Here is a 23,722-nt window from a genome sequence, read left to right on the forward strand (position 1 = left end):
TCACACCTTTTCTAAGTCATCAAAAATCGGGCCAAGCATGGCCTCTAAATCTGTGTAATGATCCAGAACCGCCGCAGGTTTCATATCGGCCACCCCCGCGCCCAAAGGGCCAAACCCCACCAGAATACAGGGTAGGCCAGCATTTTGCGCCGCCTTGCGATCGGTAATGGTATCACCGATCAACACACCACAACCGCGTGTGCCCCCCATGGCATCAATGGTGGCCCATAAATGCTCTGGGTCAGGTTTGCGCACAGGCAAGCTATCCGCCCCAAGCATTGCAGAAAAATAATCACGGATGCCCAGCCGCACCAGCAGATCCTCGGCCAAGCCCGCCGGCTTGTTGGTGCACACCCCCAAGGCATACCCCTGCTTCAACAGCCCCTGCAAGCAGGCCTCGACCCCATCATAAAGCCGCGTATGCACATCCAAATCCCGCGCATAATGAGCCAATAGGTTTGGAAATTCGCGCGAGATTGCGCTGGTATCCGATACTCCCAATCGCTCGAATCCCAATCCCAGCATCGCTCGCCCACCGGCAAAAGCGGTTAGCGCATCCGCCACAGGATCCAGCGGTGTGCCCAAGCCCAGATCCGCAAAACAGGCATTGGCCGAGGCAATTAAATCCGCACTGGTATCGGCCAATGTCCCATCCAGATCAAAAACCACCGATTTCATTTTATTCCCCTATGCTGGTACTTGGCCGTAAAACTGATAAAAAATTCATGCCACAAAACCGTAACGGATTGAAAGCTTTCTTGAGCACCTTATGTCTTTTGTTAAGTCTACTTTAAGTTTAAAAGAATGCTTCGGCCACCAACGACAAAAACAAGGCACTATAATATGACAAAAGCAGTGGTAATTCTCGCAGCAGGCAAAGGCACGCGTATGCAATCAGATCTGCCAAAGGTTCTGCACCCGCTGGCAGGCGCGCCGATGTTGGCACATTCGATCTTTTGCGCCCAAGCAATCAACGCCCAAAAGACCATCATCGTTGCTGGCCACGGTTCCGATCAAGTCACCGCCGCCGCTAAAAAATATGATGAAGATGCCCAGATTGTCCTACAAACAGCCCAAAATGGCACCGGCCATGCCGTTGATCAGGCGCGCGATGCGCTGAGCGGTTTCGATGGCGATGTCTATGTTCTGTATGGGGATACGCCCTTTATCACCCCAGAAATCCTGGATCAAATGGCCCAAAAGCGCACAGATGGCGCCAGCGTGGTTGTGCTGGGCTTTGATGTGCCTGCCCCGTCAAACTATGGGCGATTGGTGATCAAAGACGGCGCACTTGATGCCATTGTCGAGGCCAAAGATGCCACACCAGAGCAACAAGAAATTCGCCTGTGTAACTCGGGCGTCATTTGCGCACCGCGTGACCTGCTGTTTGATCTGATCTCTGAAATCACCAATGATAACGCCAGCGGCGAATATTACCTCACCGATGTTGTCAGCCTTGCGCGGGCGCGGGGCCTGAGCTGTGCGGCGGTGGAATGTACCGCCCAAGACGCCATGGGCGTTAACTCGCGCCGTGAACTGGCCATAGCGGAGGCGCATTTTCAAGACAAAGCCCGCGCATCCGCGATGGACAATGGCGCAACCCTGCTAGATCCAAAAACCGTGTGGTTTTCCTATGATACACATGTGGGCCGCGATGTAGTGATCGAGCAGAATGTGGTCTTTGGGCCTGGTGTTACGGTGGAAACAGATGCGCATATTCGCGCCTTTAGTCATATCGAAGGGGCGCATATCTCGCAACATGTGGTGGTTGGCCCCTATGCCCGCCTGCGCCCCGGTGCTGAGCTGGCAGATGGTGCGCGCGTTGGGAACTTCGTCGAGATTAAAAACGCCGCCATCGGCGAAGGTGCTAAGGTCAATCACCTGTCCTATATTGGTGATGCAAGCATCGGCGATGCGGCCAATATCGGCGCGGGGACGATCACCTGTAACTATGACGGCTATTTCAAGCACCACACAGAAATCGGTGCGCGTGCCTTTATCGGATCGAACACCATGCTTGTGGCCCCTGTACGCGTTGGCGATGATGCGCTTACGGGGTCTGGTTCGGTTATCACACGGGATGTGGCCGATGGCGATCTGGCGCTGGCGAGGGCTACGCAGGCGAATAAAACTGGTCTGGCCCTGAAACTTATGTCAAAACTCAAAGCTGCAAAAGCAGCGCTGAAAAAGGATTAAACCATGTGTGGAATCGTAGGTGTACTTGGAAATCACGAAGCGGCCCCCATTTTGGTGGATGCCCTGCGGCGACTGGAATACCGCGGCTATGACAGCGCGGGCATTGCCACCATTGATGATGGCAAATTGGGACGACGGCGCGCGCTGGGTAAGCTGGTAAATCTGTCAGATATGCTGGTGCATGACCCGATCAAGGGCAAGGCTGGCATTGGGCATACCCGCTGGGCAACCCACGGCGCGCCCACGGTGGCCAATGCCCACCCACACCGTGCAGGCCGTGTGGCCGTTGTTCACAATGGCATCATCGAGAACTTCAAGTCCCTGCGCGAAGAGCTGCTGAACAACGGCGCTGAATTTCGCACAGAAACCGATACCGAAACCATCGTACAACTGTGTATGAGCTTTATGGATGGTGGCGCGCCCCCCAAAGAGGCCGCGGAAAAAACCATCGCCATGTTGGATGGCGCCTTTGCGCTTTGTTTCCTATTTGACGGCGAAGAGGATCTGTTGATTGCCGCACGCAAGGGATCTCCCTTGGCTATTGGCCATGGAGAGGGCGAAATGTTTGTTGGATCTGATGCCATCGCGCTGGCCCCCATGACCAATAAAATCACTTATCTAGAAGAGGGTGACTGGGCCGTGATTACCCGCAACAGCGTAGACGTTTATGACACAAATGGCGCCCTAGCCAATCGCGAGATGCGCGAGCTTAATCTTTCGACCCAATCCGCCGACAAGGGTGCGCACAAACACTACATGTCCAAAGAAATCGCCGAGCAACCCTCGGTGATATCAGGCACCCTTTCACACTACCTAAGCCAAAATCGCAATGCGATCGACGTGGCAAACCTGAACATCGATTTCGCAAAGACCACCCGCATCACCATGGTGGCCTGCGGCACGGCATACCTTGCCTGTAACGTGGCTAAATACTGGTTCGAGCAAATCGCGCGCATCCCAGTCGAGCTAGATGTGGCATCGGAATTTCGCTACCGCGCACCGCCAATGGATGCAAATGGTGTGGCAATATTCGTTAGCCAATCCGGCGAAACCGCCGATACATTGGCCGCCCTGCGCTATTGTAAATCCCAAGGCGTTAAAACGATGGGTATCGTCAATGTCGAAGAAAGCACAATCGAGCGCGAGGCCGATGCTGCCCTGCAAATCTATGCCGGTGCTGAGATCGGCGTGGCCTCGACCAAGGCCTTTACTTGCCAGTTGATGGTGCTGTTTGCCCTGATGATCAAGGCCGCACGCGAGAACCAACAACTCACCCCAGCCCAAGAGGCAGAGCTGTGCCGCGCCATGCAGACCCTGCCCGGCCTGATGAATCAATCCCTTGCTCTGGAAACTGAGATCAAGACTACCGCACTGGAATTATCCAAGGCCGATGATGCCCTATTCTTGGGCCGTGGGGCCATGTTCCCGCTGGCCTTAGAAGGTGCCCTAAAGCTCAAAGAGATCAGCTATATCCACGCCGAGGGCTATGCCAGCGGCGAGCTGAAGCATGGGCCAATTGCCTTGGTTGATGAAACCATGCCCGTCATCGTTTTCGCCCCCAAGGATGATCTGTTCGATAAAACAGTGTCAAATATGCAAGAGGTGATGGCGCGCGGGGGCAAGGTGTTGCTGATTACCGATGCCGCTGGCGCCCAAGAGGCCGAAAACGGCACCTGGAAAACAATTATCATGCCAGATGTGCTGGACGCGCTGGCCCCTATTCTATATGCCTTGCCAGCCCAGCTGTTGGCATATCACACCGCGGTGCACAAAGGCACCGATGTAGACCAGCCGCGTAACCTTGCAAAATCGGTAACCGTCGAATGATCACCCTGAACACCGCCCTTGAGCAACTGAGTGCACTAGCCAACCCCGCCCGCGCCCAAAAACAGGCCAAGCAGAATAAAATCGAGCGCCCCTATTTGGGCGTGACCAATCCTGAAATCGATGTGTTATACAAGCAATGGCGCGCGGATGTTGACGGGGCGGATCGCCTAACCTTGGCCGCCGGCCTATGGGACAGCAATATTTTCGAGGCCCGTATCGCGGCGGCTAAATTGCTAACGCAGGCGCGTATTTCCCCCGATGCGGCGGTTTGGGATACGCTGATTTCTTGGATCGATGATCTGGATGGCTGGGCCATCGGCGAACAGGTCATGGGCGCTCTTGCCCGCCGCTTTATGGCCGTACCCGATCGGTTTGAAATCTTGGAAAACTGGGCCGAGGTCGACAGCCCCTGGCACCGTGCCGCGACCCTGATGATTACCCAGCCTTTGACCAAGCTGAACAACCCAAAGCAAGCGGAACAGGCACAACGGGATGCGATTCTTGGCATGGCTGGCCAATTGGTGGGCGATCACAATACATTCGTGCAACGTGCATTAGCCGATTGGCTACGCACGCTGGGGAAACATGCCCCCAATCAAACGCAGGCATTTTTAGATGAGTTTTCTGCGCAGATGAACCCGCTGACCCTAGCCGAGGCGAACAAACATCTGTGAGCGCCCTTGCGCCTATTCACGGCACCCCCTAGGTTCGCCTCATGAGCACTATTCCCCAATTGATAGACCCCTATGCCCGCACCATTGATTATTTGCGGGTTTCGGTCACCGATCGATGCGATTTTCGCTGTGTATACTGTATGTCTGAAAACATGCAATTTCTGCCCAAGAAAGAATTGCTAACCCTAGAAGAGCTGGATCGCCTGTGCTCGGCCTTTATTTCCCAAGGCGTGAAAAAACTGCGTATCACGGGTGGCGAGCCTCTGGTGCGGCGCGGCATCATGGAGTTCTTTCGCGCTATGTCTCGCCACCTAGAATCTGGTGCGTTGTCTGAACTGACCCTAACCACCAATGGGTCGCAATTGCGCCGCTTTGCCCATGATTTATTCGCAGCAGGCGTACGGCGCGTAAATATCTCACTGGACACGCTAGACGAAGAAAAATTCGCCTCTCTTACCCGCTGGGGTCGCTTGGCGCAGGTGCTGGATGGCATCGATGCGGCACAAGAGGCAGGCCTGCGCGTTAAAATCAACGCCGTCGCCCTTCGCGGCGGTAATGACGACGAGCTGGAAAAGCTGGTGGAATGGTGCGCCTCGCGCGATATGGACATCACCTTTATCGAGGTAATGCCTATGGGTGATATCGGCAATGAGGATCGCCTTGATCAATACTGGCCCCTAACCGATCTGCGTGCCCAATTAGCCAAAACATGGACATTGGAGAATAGCGCCGAGCGCACGGGCGGCCCTGCGCGCTATGTTCGACTGGCAGAAACCGGCCAGAAGATCGGCTTTATCACCCCCCTAACCCATAATTTCTGCGAAAGCTGTAACCGCGTGCGCCTAACCTGTACCGGCGAATTATATCAATGCCTTGGCCAGGAAGAACAAATCGATTTGCGCCGCGTCTTGCGCGCCAATGAAACCGACGCCCCTGTGATAGAGGCCATCCATGCCGCCATTGCCAAAAAGCCCAAGGGTCACGATTTTGATTATTCCCGCCAAAAAGTCGAGGGCGAAATGCCCCGCCACATGAGCCATACAGGCGGCTAATTCGGATCAGCGCGCAAAAATCGCCGCCGAGCAGGTGGCACTGATGCCACTTCTAAACCAGTGAACACATGCAGGGTATTCATCTGCCGATCAATCACCGCATGATCGCTGACCCAGCCCCCCATCGTTAAATAGCTGCGCAGCAAAGGCGGCAGGTCGCGCTGTGCCACCGCAGGCTCTAGCTGTTGGGGTAATTGGGCAGGGTTAAGATGAAAAACCTCCGGTGCCTTGATCCCTAGACGCCATTGATCAGGCGCTAGATAGCGCCGCTGTAACAGCGCAAAACTCTGGGCATATTTCCCGACATCAATCCCATCAAAAGACGAACACCCAAATAAAATCCCGATGTTTTCTCGATCAACGATCCCGCCAATATGCGCCCAAGCAAGGCGCAAAATAGTCGGATCCCCCATCCCCTCTGCCACACAAAACCGCCCTATCTCTAGCATCGGCTGCTTAAACCGCCATAGGTTCTCCAGCCCGTAAAACTGGGCGGCATAGGCCCCATCAAGGGCCGCGCCAGTGCTAAAAACCTTGTAGCGGAATGTGCAAACCAGCTGATCAGAACGCTGGTCTTCTATCAGGATATGCTGGCACTCTTGGTCAAACTCATCGGGCTGATGATCGGTGGGAAAGCAATCGCCACGCAAGAGGCGCGCGCGGTCGATATCCACAGAACATTGGCTTTGTCGCAGGCGATAGCTGGGTGTATCAGTGTGGGCCATAGGCGCAACCTAAAACAGATTTCAGTCCATATCTGAAAATAGTTTGACCCTTTTCTAAAATAGATCAAGCCCAAAACCCGCCTAGCCGTCAATCAGGCTGCCTGGATCCAAATTGCCAAGGCTGCTGAGAACTTGGCGTAGGAATGTTGGGCCCTTGATTGGTTGCTCGGTTACGCGGCGACTTAGGGTGATAACCCGCCCATCCTCGATACCAAAGCGCTCGACGTTTTCAACAATACCCTCGCCATCAAAGGACACCGCCACCATCTCGCGCTCGACCACCTTAGGCTCAAAAAACGCATAGGAACGCACCCGCGAGCGGATGTAATACCAATCCCCATCCACCAACAGTCCTGTTGAATTTGGCGCCCCTAAAATATCTTCGATCGAGGCGCGATTGTCGACGCCAACCACCACCTGATCCAGCGTATCCTGATCCGGCAAATACCCATGATCGCGAAAGGTCGCGCTACAGGCAGCAAGAGAGGCACAGAGAAGCAGGCTCATGGTTACACGACAAGCAGTTTTTGACATTCTTTGTTTTCGCCCCTAACACATTCTAAGGTGTCACATACCCTGTGGAACCGCTACAATCAAACAACTTGTGCGCCGACGCAATCAGAAATCAAGGGATTTCACCAAATGAGCAAGAATCCGAAGCCCCCTGCGGCCCAAACTGACAGCGTGATCATATTGGCCGAGCTGTCGCAGAATCGCCCCCGCCGTTTTGCCCTGCGCCTAGATGACGCGCAGACCGCGCAAATTCAGAATGACCTCACCCTTAGACGACTATCAAAGGTCACCCTAGAAGGCGAGATCACCTCCGAGGGGCGCACCGATTGGGCCCTAACGGCCAGCGTGGGCGCATCCGTGGTGCAGGCCTGTGTCATCAGCAACGACGATATCAAAACCCGCTTAGATATTGGGATTAGCCGCCGCTATCTTCATGATTTCGAGGCCTATGACGCGGAGTTCACTACCGAGGAAGAGCTGAACGCAGAAATTGAGCCTCTGCCCGCCGAGATTGACCTGATTGATCTGATCCGCGAGTCGATTTCCCTTAACATTGATGACTTTCCGCGAATCAATGGAACCAGCTTAGAAACCAGCCTTTCGGCCCCCAAAGGCGTGACGCCACTGACTGATGAGGCCGTAAAACCCTTTGCTGCACTGGCCAGTTTGAAAGATAAGTTGAAAAGTTAGACAATACCCACCGATTAGGGCTTGCGATTATGCTAAATCTTTGTATTTTCGCGGCTCTTGTATTCCTGTGGTAATCGGGTACGCGCTGTACTCAAATTCCGCTTTTCCAAAGGCAAAATGCCTTAACTTCGAGGTTGTGACATGGCTGTCCCCAAAAGTAAAATTACCCGCTCTCGTCGGAACAATCGTCGTTCACATGACGCATTGGTTGCTGGCAATCCAAATGAATGCCCAAACTGTGGCGAGCTGAAGCGCCCGCATCACGTTTGTGGCGCATGTGGTCACTATGATGACCGCGAAGTCGTGGCACAGGCCGACGACATTGATCTGGACGACGACGCTGCCTAAAGCTAGGAGCTGATCCGTCATGCGCGATTCCGCCAAATCGATCAGCTCTTCGTCACCTGATATGTCCCGCGACATAGTCATTTCTGTCGACGCCATGGGCGGCGACCAAGGCCCTGGCGCTGTCGTCAGCGGCCTTTTTATGTCTGCCAAGAAAAACCCCCGCATTCGGTTTATCCTAAATGGCGATCAGGCGGTATTGTCCCCCTTGGTGACCAAACGCGGCCTGTCTGACATCTGTGAGATCCGCCACGCAGAAGAAGTCATCACCATGGATGACAAACCCAGCCATGCCATGCGCAATGGCAAAAACACATCTATGTGGCATACCGTAGATGCTGTGCGTGATAAACAGGCCCATGCGGCCGTGTCCTGCGGCAATACGGGGGCCTTGATGGCCATATCCATGTTGCGCCTTCGTAAGGCACCAGGCGTCTACCGCCCCGCCATTGCGATCCTATGGCCTTCGAAAAATCCCAGCGGATTTAACGTGATGTTGGATGTGGGTGCAGATATCCGCGCCGATGCCCCTGATCTTCTGAAATACGCACTTATGGGCGCATCCTATGCCCGTAACGGATTCAACATCAAAAAACCCCGCGTCGGCTTGCTTAACGTTGGCACAGAAGAACACAAAGGCCGCCCCGAATTACACGAGGCAAACGACCTGATCAGCGAAACCTTCGACACCACCGATTTTGAATACGTCGGCTTTATCGAAGGTAATGATATCCCATCGGACAAGATCGACGTGATCGTAACCGATGGCTTCACAGGCAACATAGCGCTGAAAACAGGCGAAGGCACCGTGAACTTGATCGCCGGCGCCATGCGCGATAGCTTCAAGGCAACACTCTTGTCCCGCCTCAGCGCCCTCTTTGCCATGACATCCCTAAAACGTCTGTCGCGTCGCATTGATCCGCGGCGTAAAAATGGTGGCGTATTTCTGGGCCTAAATGGCACGGTCGTTAAATCTCATGGTGCTGCCGATGCTACGGGGATTTCCGCGGCCATCAAGCTGGCGTTTCAGCTGGCAGAAATGAACTTCGATGAAAAACTCGCCGCAAGGGTTGCATCCGCCACCTCTGATGGTGAAACTATAAAAAAGTAAAAATAGGTAAAAGCGATGATCAGAGCAGTCCCAGTTGGTGCAGGCCACTACCTTCCTGAAAATATCGTCACCAATGACGAACTCGCAAAAACCGTAGACACCAGTGATGAATGGATCCGCGCGCGCACCGGCATTGGCCAACGTCACATCGCCGCTGATGACCAGCTTACATCTGACCTTGGGATCGCCGCCGCTCAGGATGCGCTGAAGAACGCGGGGCTAACAGCCGCCGATATCGACGCCATCGTTCTGGCCACATCCACACCAGACCAAACATTCCCCTCGACCGCCACCAAAATCCAAGCGGGCCTAGGCATGAAACATGGATTTGCCTTTGATGTTCAGGCGGTTTGCGCAGGCTTTGCCTATGCCTTGGTCACGGCCAACTCTCTGATCACATCAGGTCAAGCCAAACGCATTCTTGTGATAGGGGCTGAAACATTTTCACGTATCCTAGATTGGGAAGACCGTACAACATCCGTGTTGTTTGGTGACGGCGCAGGGGCGTTGATCCTAGAGGCCCAGACAGGCACAGGCGCCTCGGATGATCGTGGCATCCTTGCCTGCGAGTTGCAATCCGATGGCACCTATAACGATCTGCTGTATGTAGATGGGGGCGTCTCGTCCACCCAGACCTCGGGGAAATTGCGTATGCAAGGCCAAGAGGTTTTTAAACATGCGGTAGCAAAATTGGCCGCCAGCGGGCATGCCGCACTTGATCGTGCGGGCATTGCCGCATCAGATGTGGACTGGGTGGTGCCCCATCAGGCCAACCTGCGCATCATCAAAAGCACGGTCAAAAAAATGGGCCTAAGCATGGATAAGGTGATTCTGACCGTCCAAGACCACGGCAACACATCCGCTGCATCGATTCCCTTGGCCATTTCTGTAGGCGCAAAACAGGGTAAATTCAATCAAGGCGATTTGATTCTAACCGAGGCCATCGGCGGTGGCCTTGCTTGGGGCGCTGTGGTTTTCCGCTGGTAGGGCTATTTTCGCCAAAAATCAACGCGGTAAACGTTGACACAAAGGTGACTAAGCCAATATTATATTCCTGAAACAGGGGAGATGATGAATGGCTGGCGAAACTTTAACCAGAATGGACTTGGCAGAGGCTGTGTTTGAACAGGTGGGTCTGTCGCGTAACGAATCCGCGGATCTGGTCGAAAGCGTATTGCAACATATCTCTGACTCTCTGGTGCGTGGCGAGAACGTCAAAATCTCGTCCTTTGGCACATTCAATATTCGCGATAAAAACTCGCGCGTTGGGCGCAATCCCAAAACAGGCGAAGAAGTGGTCATTAACCCCCGTCGCGTTCTGTCCTTCAGACCATCCCTTACTATGAAAGACAGGGTCGCAGCCGGCAACAAAAAGTAGGCCTCAATGGCAAGAAAAACTGCACAGGCATTCCGCACCATTACCGAAGTATCCGATTGGTTGGATACGCCATCCCATGTTCTTCGGTTCTGGGAAAGTAAATTTTCACAGATAAAGCCAGTGAAACGCGCTGGCGGGCGGCGCTATTACCGCCCAGAGGACCTGCGCCTAATTGGCGGCATAAAGGCCCTATTGCATGACCAAGGTAAAACTATCGCCTCTGTACAGGATCTGATCAAGACCGAAGGCATACCCGAGATCGAGACCCACTCGCCGGAACCGCTCTTCCCAGAAAAGGGTCGTCGCGCCAAAAAACGCGCAGCTGCGAAAACACACGACACCCCAAATACCGACACATCGAACACCCTCAATACTGAACTGAAATCAGAGACCAATACCGTGACCCCCCCAGAAATGCCCCCCGAGACACCCCCTAGCGAAATCCACGGCTCGGCCATGGGCTTTTCTACACCAAACCCAGCCCCTGTGGCCGATCAGGACCCCGCCCAAGAGAACGATGCAGAGACTCAACAATCAGCTGATATCCCTAATGCGATCCCGTTTAAGTTATCGGGTGAAGATTCGGCGCGCGAGCTAATCACCAGCCATGTTTCCAAATCAAAATCCCCACCCGAGGATATGCCAAGCACCGAAAGCGAGGGCGCATCCGCCCTCACCGCGCTGAATATCCACGGCGCTACATTGGGCGAAAACATCGACGAGGTTGAAGAGCTATATTTCCAATTGCAACGTTTGAAAAATCGCATGAAGCGACGCCTAGATCAGGTTTAATTTGCATTCGCTCTTGCAACTGTTTCCAACACCGATTAACCAGCACTCAGTCGGGCTATAGCGCAGTCTGGTAGCGCGTTCGTCTGGGGGACGAGAGGTCGCAGGTTCGAACCCTGCTAGCCCGACCAAGACCATTAGGTCACATACTCAGGGGGATAGATGTCACAATCTGGGGTACTACCAAGCCAAAAAATAAACGCGATGTTACACAGCGGCGAAATCGCTGTAGACCACCCCGTTCTAGATGGCCAGATTCAACCCGCTAGCCTTGATTTACGCCTTGGCACCAAGGCATATCGCGTACGGGCATCTTTCTTACCAGGGGCGGGAAATACGGTCAAAGATCGATTGGCGGATTTCCAGATGCACGAGGTCGATTTGACCAATGGTGCGGTTCTAGAAAAGGGCTGTGTTTATGTGGTGCCATTGATGGAATCCCTAAACCTAGAGCGCAACACCAATGCCGTCGCCAATGCCAAAAGCTCAACTGGCCGTCTGGATCTACTAACCCGCTGTATCGTCGACAATGGTATTGAATTTGACCGTATCGAGGCGGGCTATACTGGCCCTCTATTCGCTGAAATCTCTCCACGCAGTTTTTCGGTACTGGTGCGTCCCGGTATGCGCCTTAATCAAATCCGCTTTCGCCAAGGGCAATCTGTCCTAAAAGATGCCGAGCTTGCGGCGCTACACGCCGATATTGGTCTTGTGGATGGCACGGCCCAGATCGACGATGGCCTTGGGTTTTCGGTGGATCTAAGCCTAGAAAACAATCTGGTCGGTTACCGCGCCAAACCTCATACAGGCGTGATAGATCTGGATAATATCGACCACTATGAGGTCGATGAGTTCTGGGAACCCGTCTATGCGCAAAATACCCGCATCATCCTTGATCCGGGCGCATTTTACATTCTTGTCAGCCGCGAGGCAGTGCACATCCCCCCTAACTGTGCGGCGGAAATGGCGCCCTATCTAGCGATGGTTGGCGAATTTCGGGTGCACTACGCAGGTTTCTTTGATCCCGGATTTGGCAATGCAGGGGCTGGCGGCACAGGATCACGCGGGGTGCTAGAGGTACGCTGTCACGAGGCACCATTTGTGCTGGAACATGGTCAATCCGTTGGGCGGCTGGTCTATGAACGTATGGCAGAAGTGCCAGATATCCTTTACGGCGCTGATCTGAAATCCAACTATCAGGGCCAAGGGTTGAAGCTGTCGAAGCATTTCAAGGCGCCTTAGTGCTTGCGCGGTTTTCTGCAACTTTTCGCAAACCCATTATCCAAAAATAGACACTGTACGCTCCCAGTCCTAAAATAGGATTTTAGGAGCTTTTCATGCGCTTTTTGATTTCCATTTTAACATTTTTATTCATTGCAAATCCAGTATTCGCTGAACGGTTTCAAGGACGTATTATTGAAATCGTTGATGGACGCGCGGATCCATCAAAACCAGCACCTGTTGTAATCGCACTTCATCCATTCTTGGGAACAGCCGCCAGTATGCGCAAAAGCACAGGCTTTGACATATTGGCAAAACGAAATGGTATTGTTGCCGTTTTTGCAACAGGCCTAAAACGCAAATGGAACGATGGCCGCAATTCACGGCCTGCACCGGATGATGTGAAATATCTTAGTAATCTGATTGGCAATTTGGTTTTGACGAGGAATGTGGATCCGAAGCGCGTCTTTTTGGCGGGGCATTCAAATGGCGGTGGCATGGCCATGCGCATGGCCTGTGACAGGCCAGATTTGATCGCCGGCATTTCCGTTGCTGCCACGAAACTGGCTGCAAACTACACCTGCGCAAATGGCAAATCCGTTCCCGCCATTTTCTTTTACGGAACCGAAGATACGATTTCACCCCATGCAGGACGCCCTGCTGGCAGATTGGGTGAAACGATATCAGCCACAGCCACAATTGCGAATTGGGCAAAACGCAACAAATGCGGTAATGCACATGCACCCCAAGTTGTAGATCGCCATAACGACGGCACAAAGGCGGAAATCTATCAATATTCCAGATGTCGCAAGGCACTTACTTATGTTGAAATAGAAGGCCACGGACACGGGTGGCCGGGTGGAGCTGGTCAAGGAACGCGCCTGCAAGGTCCTGCCAGCAAAGAGATCAACGCCACCTCTATGACTTGGCGCTTTTTCAACGGACGATAGCGCGTATCAATTGATTGGGTATTTGGCCTTTATATCTTCGGAAGTTTTTTTTGGCGAATGAAAGACCGCTTTAACCAGCTATTTAACGACCAAACATTCGCAACATGCGGGTTAAGCGTGACGCGATTTTTGCATTTTTTCGGGATTGTTCCCGTGTGATTTTGGCATGTTCAGGGGATTGGTTTCGGGCCTGTCTGTCGCCCCACCATGTAATCACTTGACGAATGCCTTGGTACAAAAACCGCCACAAAACAACGCGCATTATATTTGTGATAAACCTATTCACTCAAACATATCTTCTTGGTCATCCTCTGGATCGGGCACATCGCCGCGATCCGCATCCGGCAAAACACCCGGGATAGCCCCTGGTGCGGGGCGATTGTCCAACAATCCCGCATCGCGCAATTCCTTCACCCCCGGTAAATCCTTGGCACTCTCCATTCCAAAATGATCTAGGAAATGCTGGGTCACAATAAAGGTCACAGGCCGCCCGGGCGTCATGCGCCGCCGCCCCAGCTTAATCCACTCTAACTCCAGTAGCATGTCGATGGTGCCGCTGGATACAGATACACCGCGGATTTCCTCGATTTCGGATCGGGTTGTGGGCTGATGATACGCAATGATCGCCAGTGTCTCAATGGCTGCTCGCGATAGCTTGCGGGTCTCGACACTTTCTTTCTGCATTAAAAACCCCAGATCAGCACTGGTGCGAAACGCATAGCCCTCGCCCGCACGCATCAATTGCACACCACGCCCCTCATAGCGCCGCTTAACATGTGCTAGGGCCTCGCTGACATCACAACCATGGGGAAGACGCGCCTCGATTTGACGGCGCGTCATCGGTGTGGCGCTGGCAAACAGGATCGCCTCTACCATGCGCTCCTGTTCGGCCATGGGCGGCGCGTCAAACAGGCTCTCGGTGGTGTTTTCTTCACTCATGCTAAATCTCTTTACGTCTAACTTGGATCGGGGCGAATGTATCAGATTGGCGCAAATCCAATTTACCCTCTTTGACCAATTCCAACATGGCCGCAAAGGTGGATGCGGTGGCCGATCTACGCAGCTTGGCATCATTTGCCACCCCTTCGGGCAGAAATTGCTGTAGCTCGCCCCACTCGATCGCATGGCCAATCAGCCCCTTCATACGCTCCAGCGCTTGCTCCATGGTAAACACGCTATCGCGTTCCTCTAGGTGCAGGGGTTTAAAATCACCCTTGGTAGAAATGCGCGCATAGGCCTGCATCAAATCCAGAATGGTAGAGCTGTAGCGCACGGTTTTCTTAATGCTGTAATCTTCAGGGATGCCACGGGCGAAAAAATCTCGACCCAGCTGATCACGCGCCATCAGCTTGGCCGCCGCGCGCCGCATGGCCTCTAGGCGCTCCAATTGAAACGCCAAATGCGCGGCCAATTCCTCGCCTGATGGGCCATCTTCTGTCGGGTCTTGGGGTAAAAGCAGGCGTGATTTAATAAAGGCCAGCCAAGCGGCCATCACCAAATAATCCGCCGCCAATTCCAAGCGCACCCGTTTGGCCTCCTCGACAAAGGCCAAATATTGCTGTGCCAGATGTAAAACCGAAATGCGGCGCATATCCACCTTTTGGGTGCGCGCCAGTGTTAACAGAACGTCCAGCGGGCCTTCATAGCCCTCAACATCCACCACCAAGGCCTCGGCGGCCAGCCGATCAGATACGCTTAGTTCAAGACTTTGTTGTGATTCCATAATCACCGCATATTGCGCTAATTGCGCGCCTACAGCAAGCTTGCGAAAGTGGCATCAGCCGCTTCTATGTCAAATGCTTCGGGGGTTTTGCGCAACTCAAGTGCCGCCGCCGCGCGCCGTTTGGCCCCGCCGGAAAGGCGCGGTAAATTCGATGCAACCTCTTGCATCTCATCCATGTCTCCATTGCAATGCAGCATCATATCAACCCCCACGAACAGGGATTTCTGAACCCGATCTGCCAAACTACCCGAAAGGGCCTTCATCGAAAGATCATCACTCATCAGCAATCCCTTGAACCCAATTTTGCGCCGAATGATAGACATCATCGGATCAGATAGGGTGGCGCAGTTTTCCGGATCAATATCCGAATAGGTGATATGCGCCGTCATCGCCATAGGCAGATCTTTCAGGCGGCGAAAAGCCTCGAAATCGGTGCTGTCCAATTCGGCCATCGGGGTGTTGACCACCGGCAATTCCAAATGGCTATCTAAATTCGCGCGCCCGTGGCCCGGAATATGTTTGATAATCGGTAGAACACCGCCAGCCAACAACCCATCAGCCGCCGCGCGGCCCATATCGGCCACACTGTCCACATCATGCCCATAACAGCGGTTTAGGATGATTTCATGAGACGCATCGGTGGCAATATCCAGCATCGGCGCACAGTTCACATCAATACCAAGATCACGCAATTCATGGGCAATAATGCGGTAGCGCAATTCCATAGCTTGGCGGGCATTTTCTGGTGCGACTTGCGCCATCTGATCCAGCGGTGCCGGCCATTCCCGCCACTGTGGCGCGCGCAGGCGTTGTACCCGCCCGCCCTCTTGATCGATCAAAATCGGGGCATCATGACCCACGGTATCGCGCAATTCACGGGTTAAGGCGCGAACCTGATCCGGTGTTTCGATATTGCGAGCAAAAAGGATAAAGCCCCAAGGCGTCACATCCTTGAAAAATGCGGCCTCTTCGCTGGTTAAACTGGTGCCAGACAGGCCAAAAATCCCTGCGCGCATGATGCTACCTCGCGGTTGTGGTGATGCAATCTGTACCGCGCGCCTTTAGGGCCGAACAGAACCGCTTGGCGTCCTTGCTGGTATCAAACCCTCGAATGCGCAGACGATAAAATGTTTTGTCGCTGTTAGAAATTTTTTGAATAACGGATTGGCGATTGCCCATCAAATCATGATGTTTGATCGAAAACTTCGCCCATTCAGATTCGGCCACCGTGGTGTTATCAAAGGCCCCGATCTGTACCAAAGGCGTGCCCTTGGCAATCGCCGCATTGGTGGTTTTCTTCCCGGCCAGTGTTTTCTTCTCGGCTGGGGCTTTCAATTTGGTCAAACCGGCCGGTCGGCGCGGGGGCCGCTTGCTCTTAACAACAGATGGCAGAACCTCAGCACTCTCGGCCTTTTTCTCTTGATCCGTTTCCCAACGTGCCACATCGGCCTCTTCTTTGCTTAGTACGCGCTCTGATACAGGTGCGTTGGCGACTGCGGCGGTCGGCACGGGGCTAGGCACAGTAGCAGAGACCAAAGTCTGGGGTGACGATGTAGCATCCCCTGCCACAGGGGCAACCACTTGGCTGGCCTCTTGGGTCAGGCCAGCGATATCCTCGGGTTGAAAGGGGCGCGGTTTAGGGGCCAACACCACCTGCATTGCGGTCTCGCCTGCGCCGCCATTTGCTTGGATACGATTAACGGCCAGCCCTTGGTGATTGGCCTGATCGCCACCGGGATCAACGGGTGCGATACGCGCAGGCCCCAAGGCGGCCTTGATCACAGGCACCTGATTAGGGTCCAGCTGGCTGAGGGTAATCCCCCAATAGATCACGGCCGCGAATAGCCCGATCGACGCCGTAGCGGCGCAAAGGTTCAAAAATCTACTCATGTGCTCTCCGGGGCATGTTAGCCCGATCCCCCGCTTATGCGAGTGTTATTTAAGCATTATTTTAAGCAATCAGCGCATTTCGTCAATTGGTGTTACACCTAAAATGCCCAAGCCCGCCGCAACTGTGGCTTTTACAGCAGAAATCAGGGCCAATTTATCGCCCGTTGCGACCAAATTCTCCTCTTGCAAGAAGCGCACGGCCTGTTCTTCCTTGCCCAAATTCCACAGGCTGTGAAATTCCGAGGCCAGCTCGTATAGATAAAAGGCAATGCGGTGCGGTTCGTTATGCTTCGCTGCCAATTCCAAAAGACGTGGCCATTCAGCCAATTTCTTCACCAAATTTAATTCACCCACATGTTGCAAGGTGCTGAGACCCTGATCCGCGGGGGAGATTTTTAAATCCGCTGCCTTGCGCAACACAGAATTAATCCGCGCATGGGCATATTGCACATAAAAAACAGGGTTATCCTTGGATTGCTCTGTCACCTTGTCGAAATCGAAATCAAGAGGGGCGTCATTTTTACGCGTCAGCATGACAAAACGTGTCACATCAGGGCCAACCTGTTCTACCAGATCAGCCAAGGTAACAAATGTCCCCGCGCGTTTTGACATTTTAAACGGCTCGCCATTTTTATACAGCTTCACCAGCTGTGTTAGCTTGATATCTAAGGGCACGCGTCCATCAGACAGCGCCGAAACCGCCGCCTTCATCCGCTTTACATAGCCACCGTGATCAGCCCCCAGAATATCAATCAACAGATCAAACCCGCGCTCGATCTTATTGTTGTGATAGGCAATATCGGGGGCAAAATATGTCCATGCGCCATCAGATTTTTTAACCGGACGATCTACATCATCACCGTGCAAGGTGGATTTAAATAGAGTTTGCTCGCGCGGCTCCCAATCATCGGGCTTTTTGCCCTTGGGTGGTTCTAGTACGCCTTCGTAAATCAGCCCCTTAGCATCTAAATTATCCAAGGCACCCTCTATCGCGCCTGTACCGTATAGAGATTTCTCTGAGAAGAAATGATCCATCTTAATACCCAAAGACCCAAGATCCTTGCGCACCAAATCCATCATCGCGTCGGTGGCAAAAACACGAACGTCCGCCAACCAAACCGCCTCGGGTTGATCCACATAAGCATCCCCCACCTTGGCCTTTAGCGCATCACCCACCGCGATCAAATAATCGCCGGGATACGTACCATCCTCAAAGGCCACCTCTTGGCCATGGGCCTCTAGATAGCGCAGATAAACAGAGCGTGCCAAAACATCGACCTGTGCACCACCATCGTTTATGTAATATTCCCGCGTGACATCATAGCCGGCAAAATCCAGCAGGCTGGCCAGCGCATCGCCAAATACCGCACCCCGCGTATGGCCCACATGCAAAGGGCCCGTGGGGTTGGCAGACACATATTCCACATTCACCCGCTTGTTTGCCCCCATATCCGAGCGTCCGAAATCAGCCCCCTTGGACAATGCCTCGGGAATAATCGCCAGCCATGCTGTTGTTTCCAAACGCAGGTTCAGAAATCCAGGCCCAGCCACATCGGCGCTGATAATCCGCGTATCACCTTGCAACAATTGTGCCAATTTTTCAGCAATCATACGAGGGTTGACCTTGGCTGGCTTTGCCAAAACCATCGCCGCATTCGTAGCCATATCCCCATGCAAAGGATCGCGTGGCGGCTCGACGCTAACGTTTGAAAAATCCAACTCAGCGGGCAAATCCCCTGCGGTTTGCATTTGGGTTAGCGCGTCCAGCACCAGCGTACGAATATCAGCAAAAAGGTTCATCGTTTTTCCAAGGATAATTTAGCGCGCATTTACCACAGGCCTGCCGCCTTCACCAGCCCTTTTGCCTATTTATCAAATCCCTTGCCAGCCAAAGCCGAACGCCCGAATAGCTGTTCAAAGCGCCCTAATGCATAACCATCCGTCATGCCCGATAGATAATCCGATACCCTGCGTGCGCGGGCCTGTTGATCCAGCCCCGCCATGTCCCAATGTTTGGGCAGCGCGTCATTATCCTGCATGAAGCGGGCAAATAATTCTCCCACCACATGCGCACAGTCTTTACGCATTTCCACGACGGGTGGTGAACGGTACATGTTATCGAACAGAAAAGCGCGGATCACCTTTAGGTCTTGCCACATTGTGGATGAAAATTGAACTACCGGCGCTCCAATGGCGCGGATATCTTGGGCAGAGCGCGCGCCAGATTTCTCAATACGCGCCTTACTTTCACGGATCACATCATCCACCATCACCCCAAAAACACGCCGCAGGGCCTCGTGGCGTCGCCGTGAGGGATCAAGGCCCGGATGCAGGGCATCCACCTGAGCAAAGCAAGCCCCAACAATGGGCAGATCCAGTAGCTCCTCAACGCAAAAGCTACCCGCACGCAAGCCATCATCCAGATCGTGGTTATTATAGGCAATGTCATCAGCAATCGCCGCGACCTGTGCTTCGGCACTGGCGTGGGTGTGTAACTCTAGGTCAAACTCTGCGCTGAATTCCGACAGCGCATAAGGCAGATCGCCCAGCACTGGCCCGTTGTGCTTGGCAATGCCCTCTAGCGTTTCCCATGTCAGGTTCATGCCATCAAAACCTGCATAGTGGCGCTCTAGGTTTGTGACAATTTTCAATGCCTGCGCATTGTGATCAAACCCGCCGTAAGGGGCCATTGCTGCGGCTAATGCATCCTCGCCCGTATGCCCAAAAGGCGTATGCCCCAGATCATGGGCCAGTGCGATTGCCTCGGTCAGCTCTATGTTCAGGCCAAACACCTTGGCCAATGTACGAGCCACCTGACCGACCTCAATGGTATGGGTCAGACGGGTGCGAAAATGATCGCCCTCGTGGGCTACAAATACTTGGGTCTTGTGTTTCAATCGCCGAAAGGCGGCGGAATGGATAATCCGGTCGCGGTCGCGCTGAAAAGGGCTACGGTGGGCGCTTTCGACCTCGGGAAATTGCCGCCCGCGCGTATTCGTTGGGTCGCATGCTATAATGCTACACATTTGTGATCGCCTTTGTCTTGTAGCCGTTCTTTGGTCGGCTTATATTACCCCTGTACAGCAAATAAGAGAGCCGTGAAAGATGGACCTTACCCTGCCCCCGCAAGTAACCGAACGTGCCTTTGCCCAATTGGCACAGATCAACGCAAACACCGCTGAACCACAGGCCCTACGCGTGGCGGTCGAGGGCGGGGGATGTTCTGGATTTCAATATGAGATTACGCTTGAAGAGCAGGCAGATGCGGACGACATGGTTCTAGAACAGGACGGGCAACGAGTGCTGATTGATCAGGTATCGTTGCCGTTTTTGGCCGATGCGGTGATCGATTTTACCGCCGAGTTGATCGGCGCGCGCTTTGTCATCGAAAACCCCAATGCCACCAGCAGCTGCGGCTGTGGGACGAGCTTCTCTATCTAGGCGTGTTGGGCCTGTTGCAGCGTTATCTTGCGGCCCAAGTTTAACATTTCCATGCTAAAGGCGCGCTGATTGTCCTGTTCTAGCTGAACTGGGAAATCTTGGGGATCTAGGCGTGAATAGCCAAAACGCTCCATCAGCGCCGGATCGATTTGAGCGTTAATTGATTCTACCCAAGGGGCGGTTAAGCGATGCTTCCATCCCTCGTCAGCATAAAACTCCTGTAGCTGGTCCAAGGGCTTGCCGTTACTTTTGGTCGATTGTTCGATGGGTTGTAGTTGTGCTTCTGGCAGGTCAAAACCGCGCAGCACCTCTGTCATCTGTGCGGCGGGATCTTGGATAAAATCCTCGAAGCGCAGGAACTGTATCGGCAGATCATGGCGCGCCGCGTGGTCGGCGAAATCCAGATAAGCGCTAAGCTTCTGATTCCAAAGCCCCAAAACCGATCCCAGAACAATGCCGCAATTGTCGCGCCGTTCAGTCAACCAAGGCCGAGAAATAAATGCACCAAAATCGCCCGTGCGCTCGGCCTTCATGTGGTAGGGTTTACGGGCCATAGACAGGGCCCAAGAATAGGGATTGCGCAGGGCAAACAACACAGACACCCGCTGGTCGGCGAAATCTGCTGACCAGCGCGGGCTAGCGTGCTTCCATGCGGCGATAGGATTGGTCTCATGGGCCACGTTATCGCGCAGGGCATCTACATAGATCTTGCGATACTCGCGCCGGTAATACAGGTTAATCCCTGCGCTTAACTTCGCCCATTCGACATTGCCCATAGTATCCGAAGCGCCCCCGGAATTCAGGGTCACCCCTTCGGCCCCTTGAAGCATCTGGATCATCGCCCGTGTGCCGGTATTTCGTTCGCCGAATAATTTGATTTTTTGTTCCATGGGCTCACCCTAGAAGTTGAAAGTTAACGCATTCCTAACTTGCGCAGGCTTGACGGGGGGGTATAGATTGCGCCCATATGAAAGGCCCCAAACATGAAAATCGCCAGCTTTAATATCAATGGGATCAAAGCCCGCCTGCCCGCATTATTGGACTGGTTGCGCGACAGCGCCCCAGATGTGGCGATGCTTCAGGAAATCAAATCCATAGATGAAAATTTCCCACGCGAAGAAATTGAGGCGCTCGGATATCATATCGAAACCCATGGACAGAAGAGCTTTAACGGGGTGGCATTGCTGTCTAAGTTCCCGCTAGAGGACATCACACGTGGCCTGCCCGGTGACGACAGCGATGAGCAGGCACGCTATATCGAGGCCACCGTAATTGGCGATAAAAACGCCGTGCGTATTGGCAATCTGTACCTGCCCAATGGCAACCCGGTGCCAGGGCCAAAATATGACTACAAGCTGGCATGGATGGAGCGGCTATATAAACAGGCACAAAGTCTGTTAGCGGCCGAAGAGCCTTTCTTGTTGGCGGGGGATTATAATATTATCCCGCAGGCCGAAGATTGCTGGGATACCAAGCCTTGGGAAAATGATGCCGCCTATTTACCCGCAAGCCGTGCGGCCTATCGCCGGATCGTAAACCTTGGCCTGACGGATGCCTTTCGGGCGCGCGATACATCGGCAATGAATTACACCTTCTGGGATTATCAGGCGGGCGCTTGGCCAAAAAACAATGGCATTCGCATTGATCATTTCCTGCTGTCACCCAGCTGTGCTGATATGTTGCGTGATTGCCAAACAGACCGCGAGGTGCGCGGCAAGGATAAGCCATCCGATCACATCCCTGTTTGGGTCGAGTTGGATATCTGATTTACAAGGCTTTGCGCTCTAGGGACGCTGCCACCGCAAATTCTGTGTAACTTTGAAACAAATGCCCCTGCCCTATACTCAGGCCGTCAACCAGCCGCCAATCAAAGCCCCGCGCTGAAGATTTGGCGTACAAAAGCGCCATCGCTAAACAACAGCCCATGGAAACGGGCTGTGATAATTGGGTAAGGCGCGTAGGTTTCTGGCCCATGGCGGCCCTGCTACAATGGTCGTGTCACATCGTGATTATATATCCAGTCGGTGCGCCGTCGTAACAGGCCAGGCGCAAGGGTGCTGGTGATTTTCAGGCCAACAGTGGCGGTACGCCGCGCCAATGGATTGGATATATGGAACAGCCGCCCATTGGATTTTGCGGCGCGCTGGAGCGCGCTACAGCGCGGCTTGCGCAACATTTCGTAGCGCTGCAGGGCACTGGGAATTTCCGTTGTCTGGTCCAAGCTATCGGCCAAGACCCACGCATCCTCGATGCCCATACAAGCACCCTGCGCCATATAGGGCAACATTGGGTGGGCGGCATCCCCAACCACCACCAGATTACCGCGCGACCACGAATTCAGCGGCGGGTGATCAAACAGGCCCCATAACTTTGGCGCTGTTACCTGATCAAGGGCGGCGCGCACATCTGCGCTGAACCCTAGGAAATGCGCGCGCATATTTGCTCCGCTGTCGGGTATATCCCAGCCCTCGGCTGTCCATGATTTACGCCGTTCGACCGCCACGATGTTCAATAGTGTCTGATCCCGTAGCCCATAAAAGACCACATGCCGCCCAAGCCCCATATACACATTGGTATCACGCCAAACTTCGGCGCCCTGTGGCATGGGAACCAATGCCCGCCAAGCCACCTGACCGGTGAAAGCGGGTTCTATGCCATCAAGAAAGGCCATGCGCGTGGGCGAGCGCACCCCATCCGCCGCCACCACCAGATCAAAATCATGTGCGACGCCGTTAATCCGAATACTGCCCGCGCCGCCATCTGCCAATGCGGGTTGACCCATATTCAGGGTCACACCTGCCGCGCGTGCTTGTTCAGCCAGCAAGGCAATGAAATCGGCGCGGTGCACTTGATAATAGGGATGATCGGGCTGGGTGTTCAGGGGGGTTCTCGAGAGTAACATCCCCCGCGCCCCGCGTAGATTTACGGCCTGGGGTGTACCGCAGGGGATTGCGTCCTTCAAATCGATACCCAGATCCGTTAGGACACGCAGCGCATTGGCGCTGATTTGGATGCCCGCGCCAACTTCTGCGAAATCCTCAGCCTGTTCGAAAATTTCTACATCGGCACCACGCCGCGTCAATGCGATGGCGCTGGTCAGCCCCGCAATTCCCGCCCCAATGATGCCAATTCTCATCTGCGTTAACGCCACTTTCAATCTCCTAACCAAAAACACCGGACCCAAGGGCCCGGCGCTG

At 53.8% G+C, this 23,722-nt stretch carries 26 protein-coding genes and 1 tRNA gene; 15 read left to right on the forward strand and 12 right to left on the reverse strand.

Features of this window, described 5'->3' with window-relative positions:
- A complete protein-coding gene (locus QQL62_RS05445; RefSeq protein ID WP_284376764.1) occupies positions 1-678 on the reverse strand; it encodes an HAD-IA family hydrolase in 678 nt (225 codons plus the stop codon).
- A 165-nt stretch (positions 679-843) separates the two neighbouring features.
- On the opposite strand from QQL62_RS05445, the gene glmU reads away from it, so the two are divergent.
- The 4 genes from glmU to moaA are packed head-to-tail and all read left to right on the forward strand — an operon-like array spanning position 844 to position 5,749.
- Positions 844-2,196 carry a bifunctional UDP-N-acetylglucosamine diphosphorylase/glucosamine-1-phosphate N-acetyltransferase GlmU gene (glmU, locus tag QQL62_RS05450; RefSeq protein ID WP_284376765.1) on the forward strand — a complete coding sequence of 451 codons (1,353 nt, stop codon included), beginning with the start codon at positions 844-846 and terminating at the stop codon, positions 2,194-2,196.
- Positions 2,197-2,199: 3 nt separating this feature from the next.
- A complete protein-coding gene (gene glmS, locus QQL62_RS05455) occupies positions 2,200-4,023 on the forward strand; it encodes a glutamine--fructose-6-phosphate transaminase (isomerizing) (RefSeq protein ID WP_284376766.1) in 1,824 nt (607 codons plus the stop codon).
- On the forward strand, positions 4,020-4,697 hold the full coding sequence (locus QQL62_RS05460) for a DNA alkylation repair protein (RefSeq protein ID WP_284376767.1): 678 nt from the start codon (positions 4,020-4,022) through the stop codon (positions 4,695-4,697). The genes glmS and QQL62_RS05460 overlap by 4 nt, the downstream gene beginning before the upstream one ends.
- A 41-nt stretch (positions 4,698-4,738) precedes the next feature.
- Positions 4,739-5,749 (forward strand): GTP 3',8-cyclase MoaA, encoded by a 1,011-nt coding sequence (gene moaA, locus QQL62_RS05465; RefSeq protein WP_284376768.1) that lies wholly within the window; start codon positions 4,739-4,741, stop codon positions 5,747-5,749.
- On the opposite strand, the gene QQL62_RS05470 is transcribed toward moaA, so the two are convergent.
- Both QQL62_RS05470 and QQL62_RS05475 read right to left on the reverse strand, forming a co-directional pair.
- Complete coding sequence (locus QQL62_RS05470) at positions 5,746-6,474, reverse strand: GNAT family N-acetyltransferase (protein ID WP_284376769.1); 729 nt, start codon at positions 6,472-6,474, stop codon at positions 5,746-5,748. The genes moaA and QQL62_RS05470 overlap by 4 nt on opposite strands.
- A gap of 81 nt (positions 6,475-6,555) precedes the next feature.
- Entirely contained in the window at positions 6,556-7,008 is a 453-nt protein-coding gene (locus QQL62_RS05475) for an outer membrane protein assembly factor BamE (protein ID WP_284376770.1), read from the reverse strand.
- Between the two features lie 108 nt (positions 7,009-7,116).
- On the opposite strand from QQL62_RS05475, the gene QQL62_RS05480 reads away from it, so the two are divergent.
- The 9 genes from QQL62_RS05480 (at position 7,117) to QQL62_RS05520 (ending at position 13,471) form a co-directional block, all read left to right on the forward strand.
- A complete protein-coding gene (locus tag QQL62_RS05480; protein WP_284376771.1) occupies positions 7,117-7,677 on the forward strand; it encodes a YceD family protein in 561 nt (186 codons plus the stop codon).
- Positions 7,678-7,818: 141 nt separating this feature from the next.
- Positions 7,819-8,025 (forward strand): 50S ribosomal protein L32, encoded by a 207-nt coding sequence (gene rpmF / locus QQL62_RS05485; RefSeq protein ID WP_284376772.1) that lies wholly within the window; start codon positions 7,819-7,821, stop codon positions 8,023-8,025.
- A 19-nt stretch (positions 8,026-8,044) separates the two neighbouring features.
- The gene (plsX, locus tag QQL62_RS05490) at positions 8,045-9,133 is read left to right on the forward strand and encodes a phosphate acyltransferase PlsX (protein ID WP_284376773.1); all 1,089 of its coding nucleotides are present in this window, start codon (positions 8,045-8,047) and stop codon (positions 9,131-9,133) included.
- A gap of 15 nt (positions 9,134-9,148) precedes the next feature.
- Positions 9,149-10,120, forward strand: coding sequence for a beta-ketoacyl-ACP synthase III (locus tag QQL62_RS05495; RefSeq protein WP_284376774.1), 972 nt, complete (start codon positions 9,149-9,151; stop codon positions 10,118-10,120).
- Between the two features lie 88 nt (positions 10,121-10,208).
- Entirely contained in the window at positions 10,209-10,511 is a 303-nt protein-coding gene (gene ihfA, locus QQL62_RS05500; protein WP_284376775.1) for an integration host factor subunit alpha, read from the forward strand.
- Between the two features lie 6 nt (positions 10,512-10,517).
- On the forward strand, positions 10,518-11,303 hold the full coding sequence (locus QQL62_RS05505; protein ID WP_284376776.1) for a MerR family transcriptional regulator: 786 nt from the start codon (positions 10,518-10,520) through the stop codon (positions 11,301-11,303).
- 51 nt (positions 11,304-11,354) lie between these two features.
- Positions 11,355-11,431 (forward strand) — tRNA-Pro (locus QQL62_RS05510).
- A gap of 31 nt (positions 11,432-11,462) precedes the next feature.
- Positions 11,463-12,542, forward strand: a complete 1,080-nt coding sequence (locus tag QQL62_RS05515) for a 2'-deoxycytidine 5'-triphosphate deaminase (protein WP_284376777.1) — start codon at positions 11,463-11,465, stop codon at positions 12,540-12,542.
- Between the two features lie 95 nt (positions 12,543-12,637).
- On the forward strand, positions 12,638-13,471 hold the full coding sequence (locus QQL62_RS05520) for a CE1 family esterase (RefSeq protein WP_284376778.1): 834 nt from the start codon (positions 12,638-12,640) through the stop codon (positions 13,469-13,471).
- A 282-nt stretch (positions 13,472-13,753) separates the two neighbouring features.
- On the opposite strand, the gene scpB is transcribed toward QQL62_RS05520, so the two are convergent.
- The 6 genes from scpB to QQL62_RS05550 all read right to left on the reverse strand — a co-directional run bounded on the left by scpB (position 13,754) and on the right by QQL62_RS05550 (position 20,110).
- Positions 13,754-14,410, reverse strand: a complete 657-nt coding sequence (gene scpB / locus QQL62_RS05525; protein ID WP_284376779.1) for an SMC-Scp complex subunit ScpB — start codon at positions 14,408-14,410, stop codon at positions 13,754-13,756.
- Position 14,411: 1 nt separating this feature from the next.
- Positions 14,412-15,194 carry a segregation and condensation protein A gene (locus tag QQL62_RS05530; RefSeq protein ID WP_284376780.1) on the reverse strand — a complete coding sequence of 261 codons (783 nt, stop codon included), beginning with the start codon at positions 15,192-15,194 and terminating at the stop codon, positions 14,412-14,414.
- Positions 15,195-15,223: 29 nt separating this feature from the next.
- Positions 15,224-16,210 carry a beta-N-acetylhexosaminidase gene (gene nagZ / locus QQL62_RS05535; RefSeq protein ID WP_284376782.1) on the reverse strand — a complete coding sequence of 329 codons (987 nt, stop codon included), beginning with the start codon at positions 16,208-16,210 and terminating at the stop codon, positions 15,224-15,226.
- A gap of 4 nt (positions 16,211-16,214) precedes the next feature.
- Entirely contained in the window at positions 16,215-17,084 is an 870-nt protein-coding gene (locus QQL62_RS05540; RefSeq protein WP_284376783.1) for an SPOR domain-containing protein, read from the reverse strand.
- A 69-nt stretch (positions 17,085-17,153) separates the two neighbouring features.
- Entirely contained in the window at positions 17,154-18,884 is a 1,731-nt protein-coding gene (gene argS, locus QQL62_RS05545; protein ID WP_284376785.1) for an arginine--tRNA ligase, read from the reverse strand.
- A 65-nt stretch (positions 18,885-18,949) separates the two neighbouring features.
- Positions 18,950-20,110 (reverse strand): deoxyguanosinetriphosphate triphosphohydrolase, encoded by a 1,161-nt coding sequence (locus tag QQL62_RS05550; RefSeq protein WP_284376787.1) that lies wholly within the window; start codon positions 20,108-20,110, stop codon positions 18,950-18,952.
- Between the two features lie 79 nt (positions 20,111-20,189).
- Here QQL62_RS05550 and erpA point away from each other — a divergent pair, with 79 nt between their 5' ends.
- Positions 20,190-20,525, forward strand: coding sequence for an iron-sulfur cluster insertion protein ErpA (erpA, locus tag QQL62_RS05555; RefSeq protein ID WP_284376790.1), 336 nt, complete (start codon positions 20,190-20,192; stop codon positions 20,523-20,525).
- Here the strand turns inward: erpA and QQL62_RS05560 are convergent.
- Complete coding sequence (locus QQL62_RS05560; protein ID WP_284376792.1) at positions 20,522-21,415, reverse strand: sulfotransferase family protein; 894 nt, start codon at positions 21,413-21,415, stop codon at positions 20,522-20,524. The two genes, erpA and QQL62_RS05560, sit on opposite strands and share 4 nt — an antisense overlap.
- Before the next feature lie 93 nt (positions 21,416-21,508).
- Here QQL62_RS05560 and xth point away from each other — a divergent pair, with 93 nt between their 5' ends.
- On the forward strand, positions 21,509-22,291 hold the full coding sequence (xth, locus tag QQL62_RS05565) for an exodeoxyribonuclease III (protein WP_284376794.1): 783 nt from the start codon (positions 21,509-21,511) through the stop codon (positions 22,289-22,291).
- A 1-nt stretch (position 22,292) separates the two neighbouring features.
- Here the strand turns inward: xth and QQL62_RS05570 are convergent, their stop codons facing one another.
- Entirely contained in the window at positions 22,293-22,499 is a 207-nt protein-coding gene (locus tag QQL62_RS05570) for a hypothetical protein (RefSeq protein WP_284376795.1), read from the reverse strand.
- A 10-nt stretch (positions 22,500-22,509) separates the two neighbouring features.
- The gene (locus QQL62_RS05575; protein WP_284376796.1) at positions 22,510-23,676 is read right to left on the reverse strand and encodes an FAD-dependent monooxygenase; all 1,167 of its coding nucleotides are present in this window, start codon (positions 23,674-23,676) and stop codon (positions 22,510-22,512) included.
- Positions 23,677-23,722 lie beyond the last annotated feature (46 nt).

It is taken from the genome of Amylibacter marinus (genome assembly GCF_030160015.1).
GTDB classification, from domain to species: domain Bacteria; phylum Pseudomonadota; class Alphaproteobacteria; order Rhodobacterales; family Rhodobacteraceae; genus Amylibacter; species Amylibacter marinus.

Excerpts from the sequence above, each read along its gene's own strand:
- QQL62_RS05480 (WP_284376771.1), top strand. The coding sequence starts at position 7,117 with ATGAGCAAGAATCCGAAGCCCCCTGCGGCCCAAACTGACAGCGTGATC.
- QQL62_RS05505 (WP_284376776.1), top strand. The coding sequence starts at position 10,518 with ATGGCAAGAAAAACTGCACAGGCATTCCGCACCATTACCGAAGTATCC.
- QQL62_RS05520 (WP_284376778.1), top strand. The coding sequence starts at position 12,638 with ATGCGCTTTTTGATTTCCATTTTAACATTTTTATTCATTGCAAATCCA.
- nagZ (WP_284376782.1), bottom strand. The coding sequence starts at position 16,210 with ATGCGCGCAGGGATTTTTGGCCTGTCTGGCACCAGTTTAACCAGCGAA.
- erpA (WP_284376790.1), top strand. The coding sequence starts at position 20,190 with ATGGACCTTACCCTGCCCCCGCAAGTAACCGAACGTGCCTTTGCCCAA.
- plsX (WP_284376773.1), top strand. The coding sequence starts at position 8,045 with ATGCGCGATTCCGCCAAATCGATCAGCTCTTCGTCACCTGATATGTCC.
- QQL62_RS05460 (WP_284376767.1), top strand. The coding sequence starts at position 4,020 with ATGATCACCCTGAACACCGCCCTTGAGCAACTGAGTGCACTAGCCAAC.
- argS (WP_284376785.1), bottom strand. The coding sequence starts at position 18,884 with ATGAACCTTTTTGCTGATATTCGTACGCTGGTGCTGGACGCGCTAACC.
- xth (WP_284376794.1), top strand. The coding sequence starts at position 21,509 with ATGAAAATCGCCAGCTTTAATATCAATGGGATCAAAGCCCGCCTGCCC.
- QQL62_RS05530 (WP_284376780.1), bottom strand. The coding sequence starts at position 15,194 with ATGGAATCACAACAAAGTCTTGAACTAAGCGTATCTGATCGGCTGGCC.
- QQL62_RS05515 (WP_284376777.1), top strand. The coding sequence starts at position 11,463 with ATGTCACAATCTGGGGTACTACCAAGCCAAAAAATAAACGCGATGTTA.
- moaA (WP_284376768.1), top strand. The coding sequence starts at position 4,739 with ATGAGCACTATTCCCCAATTGATAGACCCCTATGCCCGCACCATTGAT.
- rpmF (WP_284376772.1), top strand. The coding sequence starts at position 7,819 with ATGGCTGTCCCCAAAAGTAAAATTACCCGCTCTCGTCGGAACAATCGT.
- QQL62_RS05495 (WP_284376774.1), top strand. The coding sequence starts at position 9,149 with ATGATCAGAGCAGTCCCAGTTGGTGCAGGCCACTACCTTCCTGAAAAT.
- glmS (WP_284376766.1), top strand. The coding sequence starts at position 2,200 with ATGTGTGGAATCGTAGGTGTACTTGGAAATCACGAAGCGGCCCCCATT.
- QQL62_RS05540 (WP_284376783.1), bottom strand. The coding sequence starts at position 17,084 with ATGAGTAGATTTTTGAACCTTTGCGCCGCTACGGCGTCGATCGGGCTA.
- glmU (WP_284376765.1), top strand. The coding sequence starts at position 844 with ATGACAAAAGCAGTGGTAATTCTCGCAGCAGGCAAAGGCACGCGTATG.
- QQL62_RS05560 (WP_284376792.1), bottom strand. The coding sequence starts at position 21,415 with ATGGAACAAAAAATCAAATTATTCGGCGAACGAAATACCGGCACACGG.
- QQL62_RS05445 (WP_284376764.1), bottom strand. The coding sequence starts at position 678 with ATGAAATCGGTGGTTTTTGATCTGGATGGGACATTGGCCGATACCAGT.
- QQL62_RS05470 (WP_284376769.1), bottom strand. The coding sequence starts at position 6,474 with ATGGCCCACACTGATACACCCAGCTATCGCCTGCGACAAAGCCAATGT.
- QQL62_RS05570 (WP_284376795.1), bottom strand. The coding sequence starts at position 22,499 with ATGGGCCAGAAACCTACGCGCCTTACCCAATTATCACAGCCCGTTTCC.
- QQL62_RS05550 (WP_284376787.1), bottom strand. The coding sequence starts at position 20,110 with ATGTGTAGCATTATAGCATGCGACCCAACGAATACGCGCGGGCGGCAA.
- QQL62_RS05475 (WP_284376770.1), bottom strand. The coding sequence starts at position 7,008 with ATGTCAAAAACTGCTTGTCGTGTAACCATGAGCCTGCTTCTCTGTGCC.
- scpB (WP_284376779.1), bottom strand. The coding sequence starts at position 14,410 with ATGAGTGAAGAAAACACCACCGAGAGCCTGTTTGACGCGCCGCCCATG.
- ihfA (WP_284376775.1), top strand. The coding sequence starts at position 10,209 with ATGGCTGGCGAAACTTTAACCAGAATGGACTTGGCAGAGGCTGTGTTT.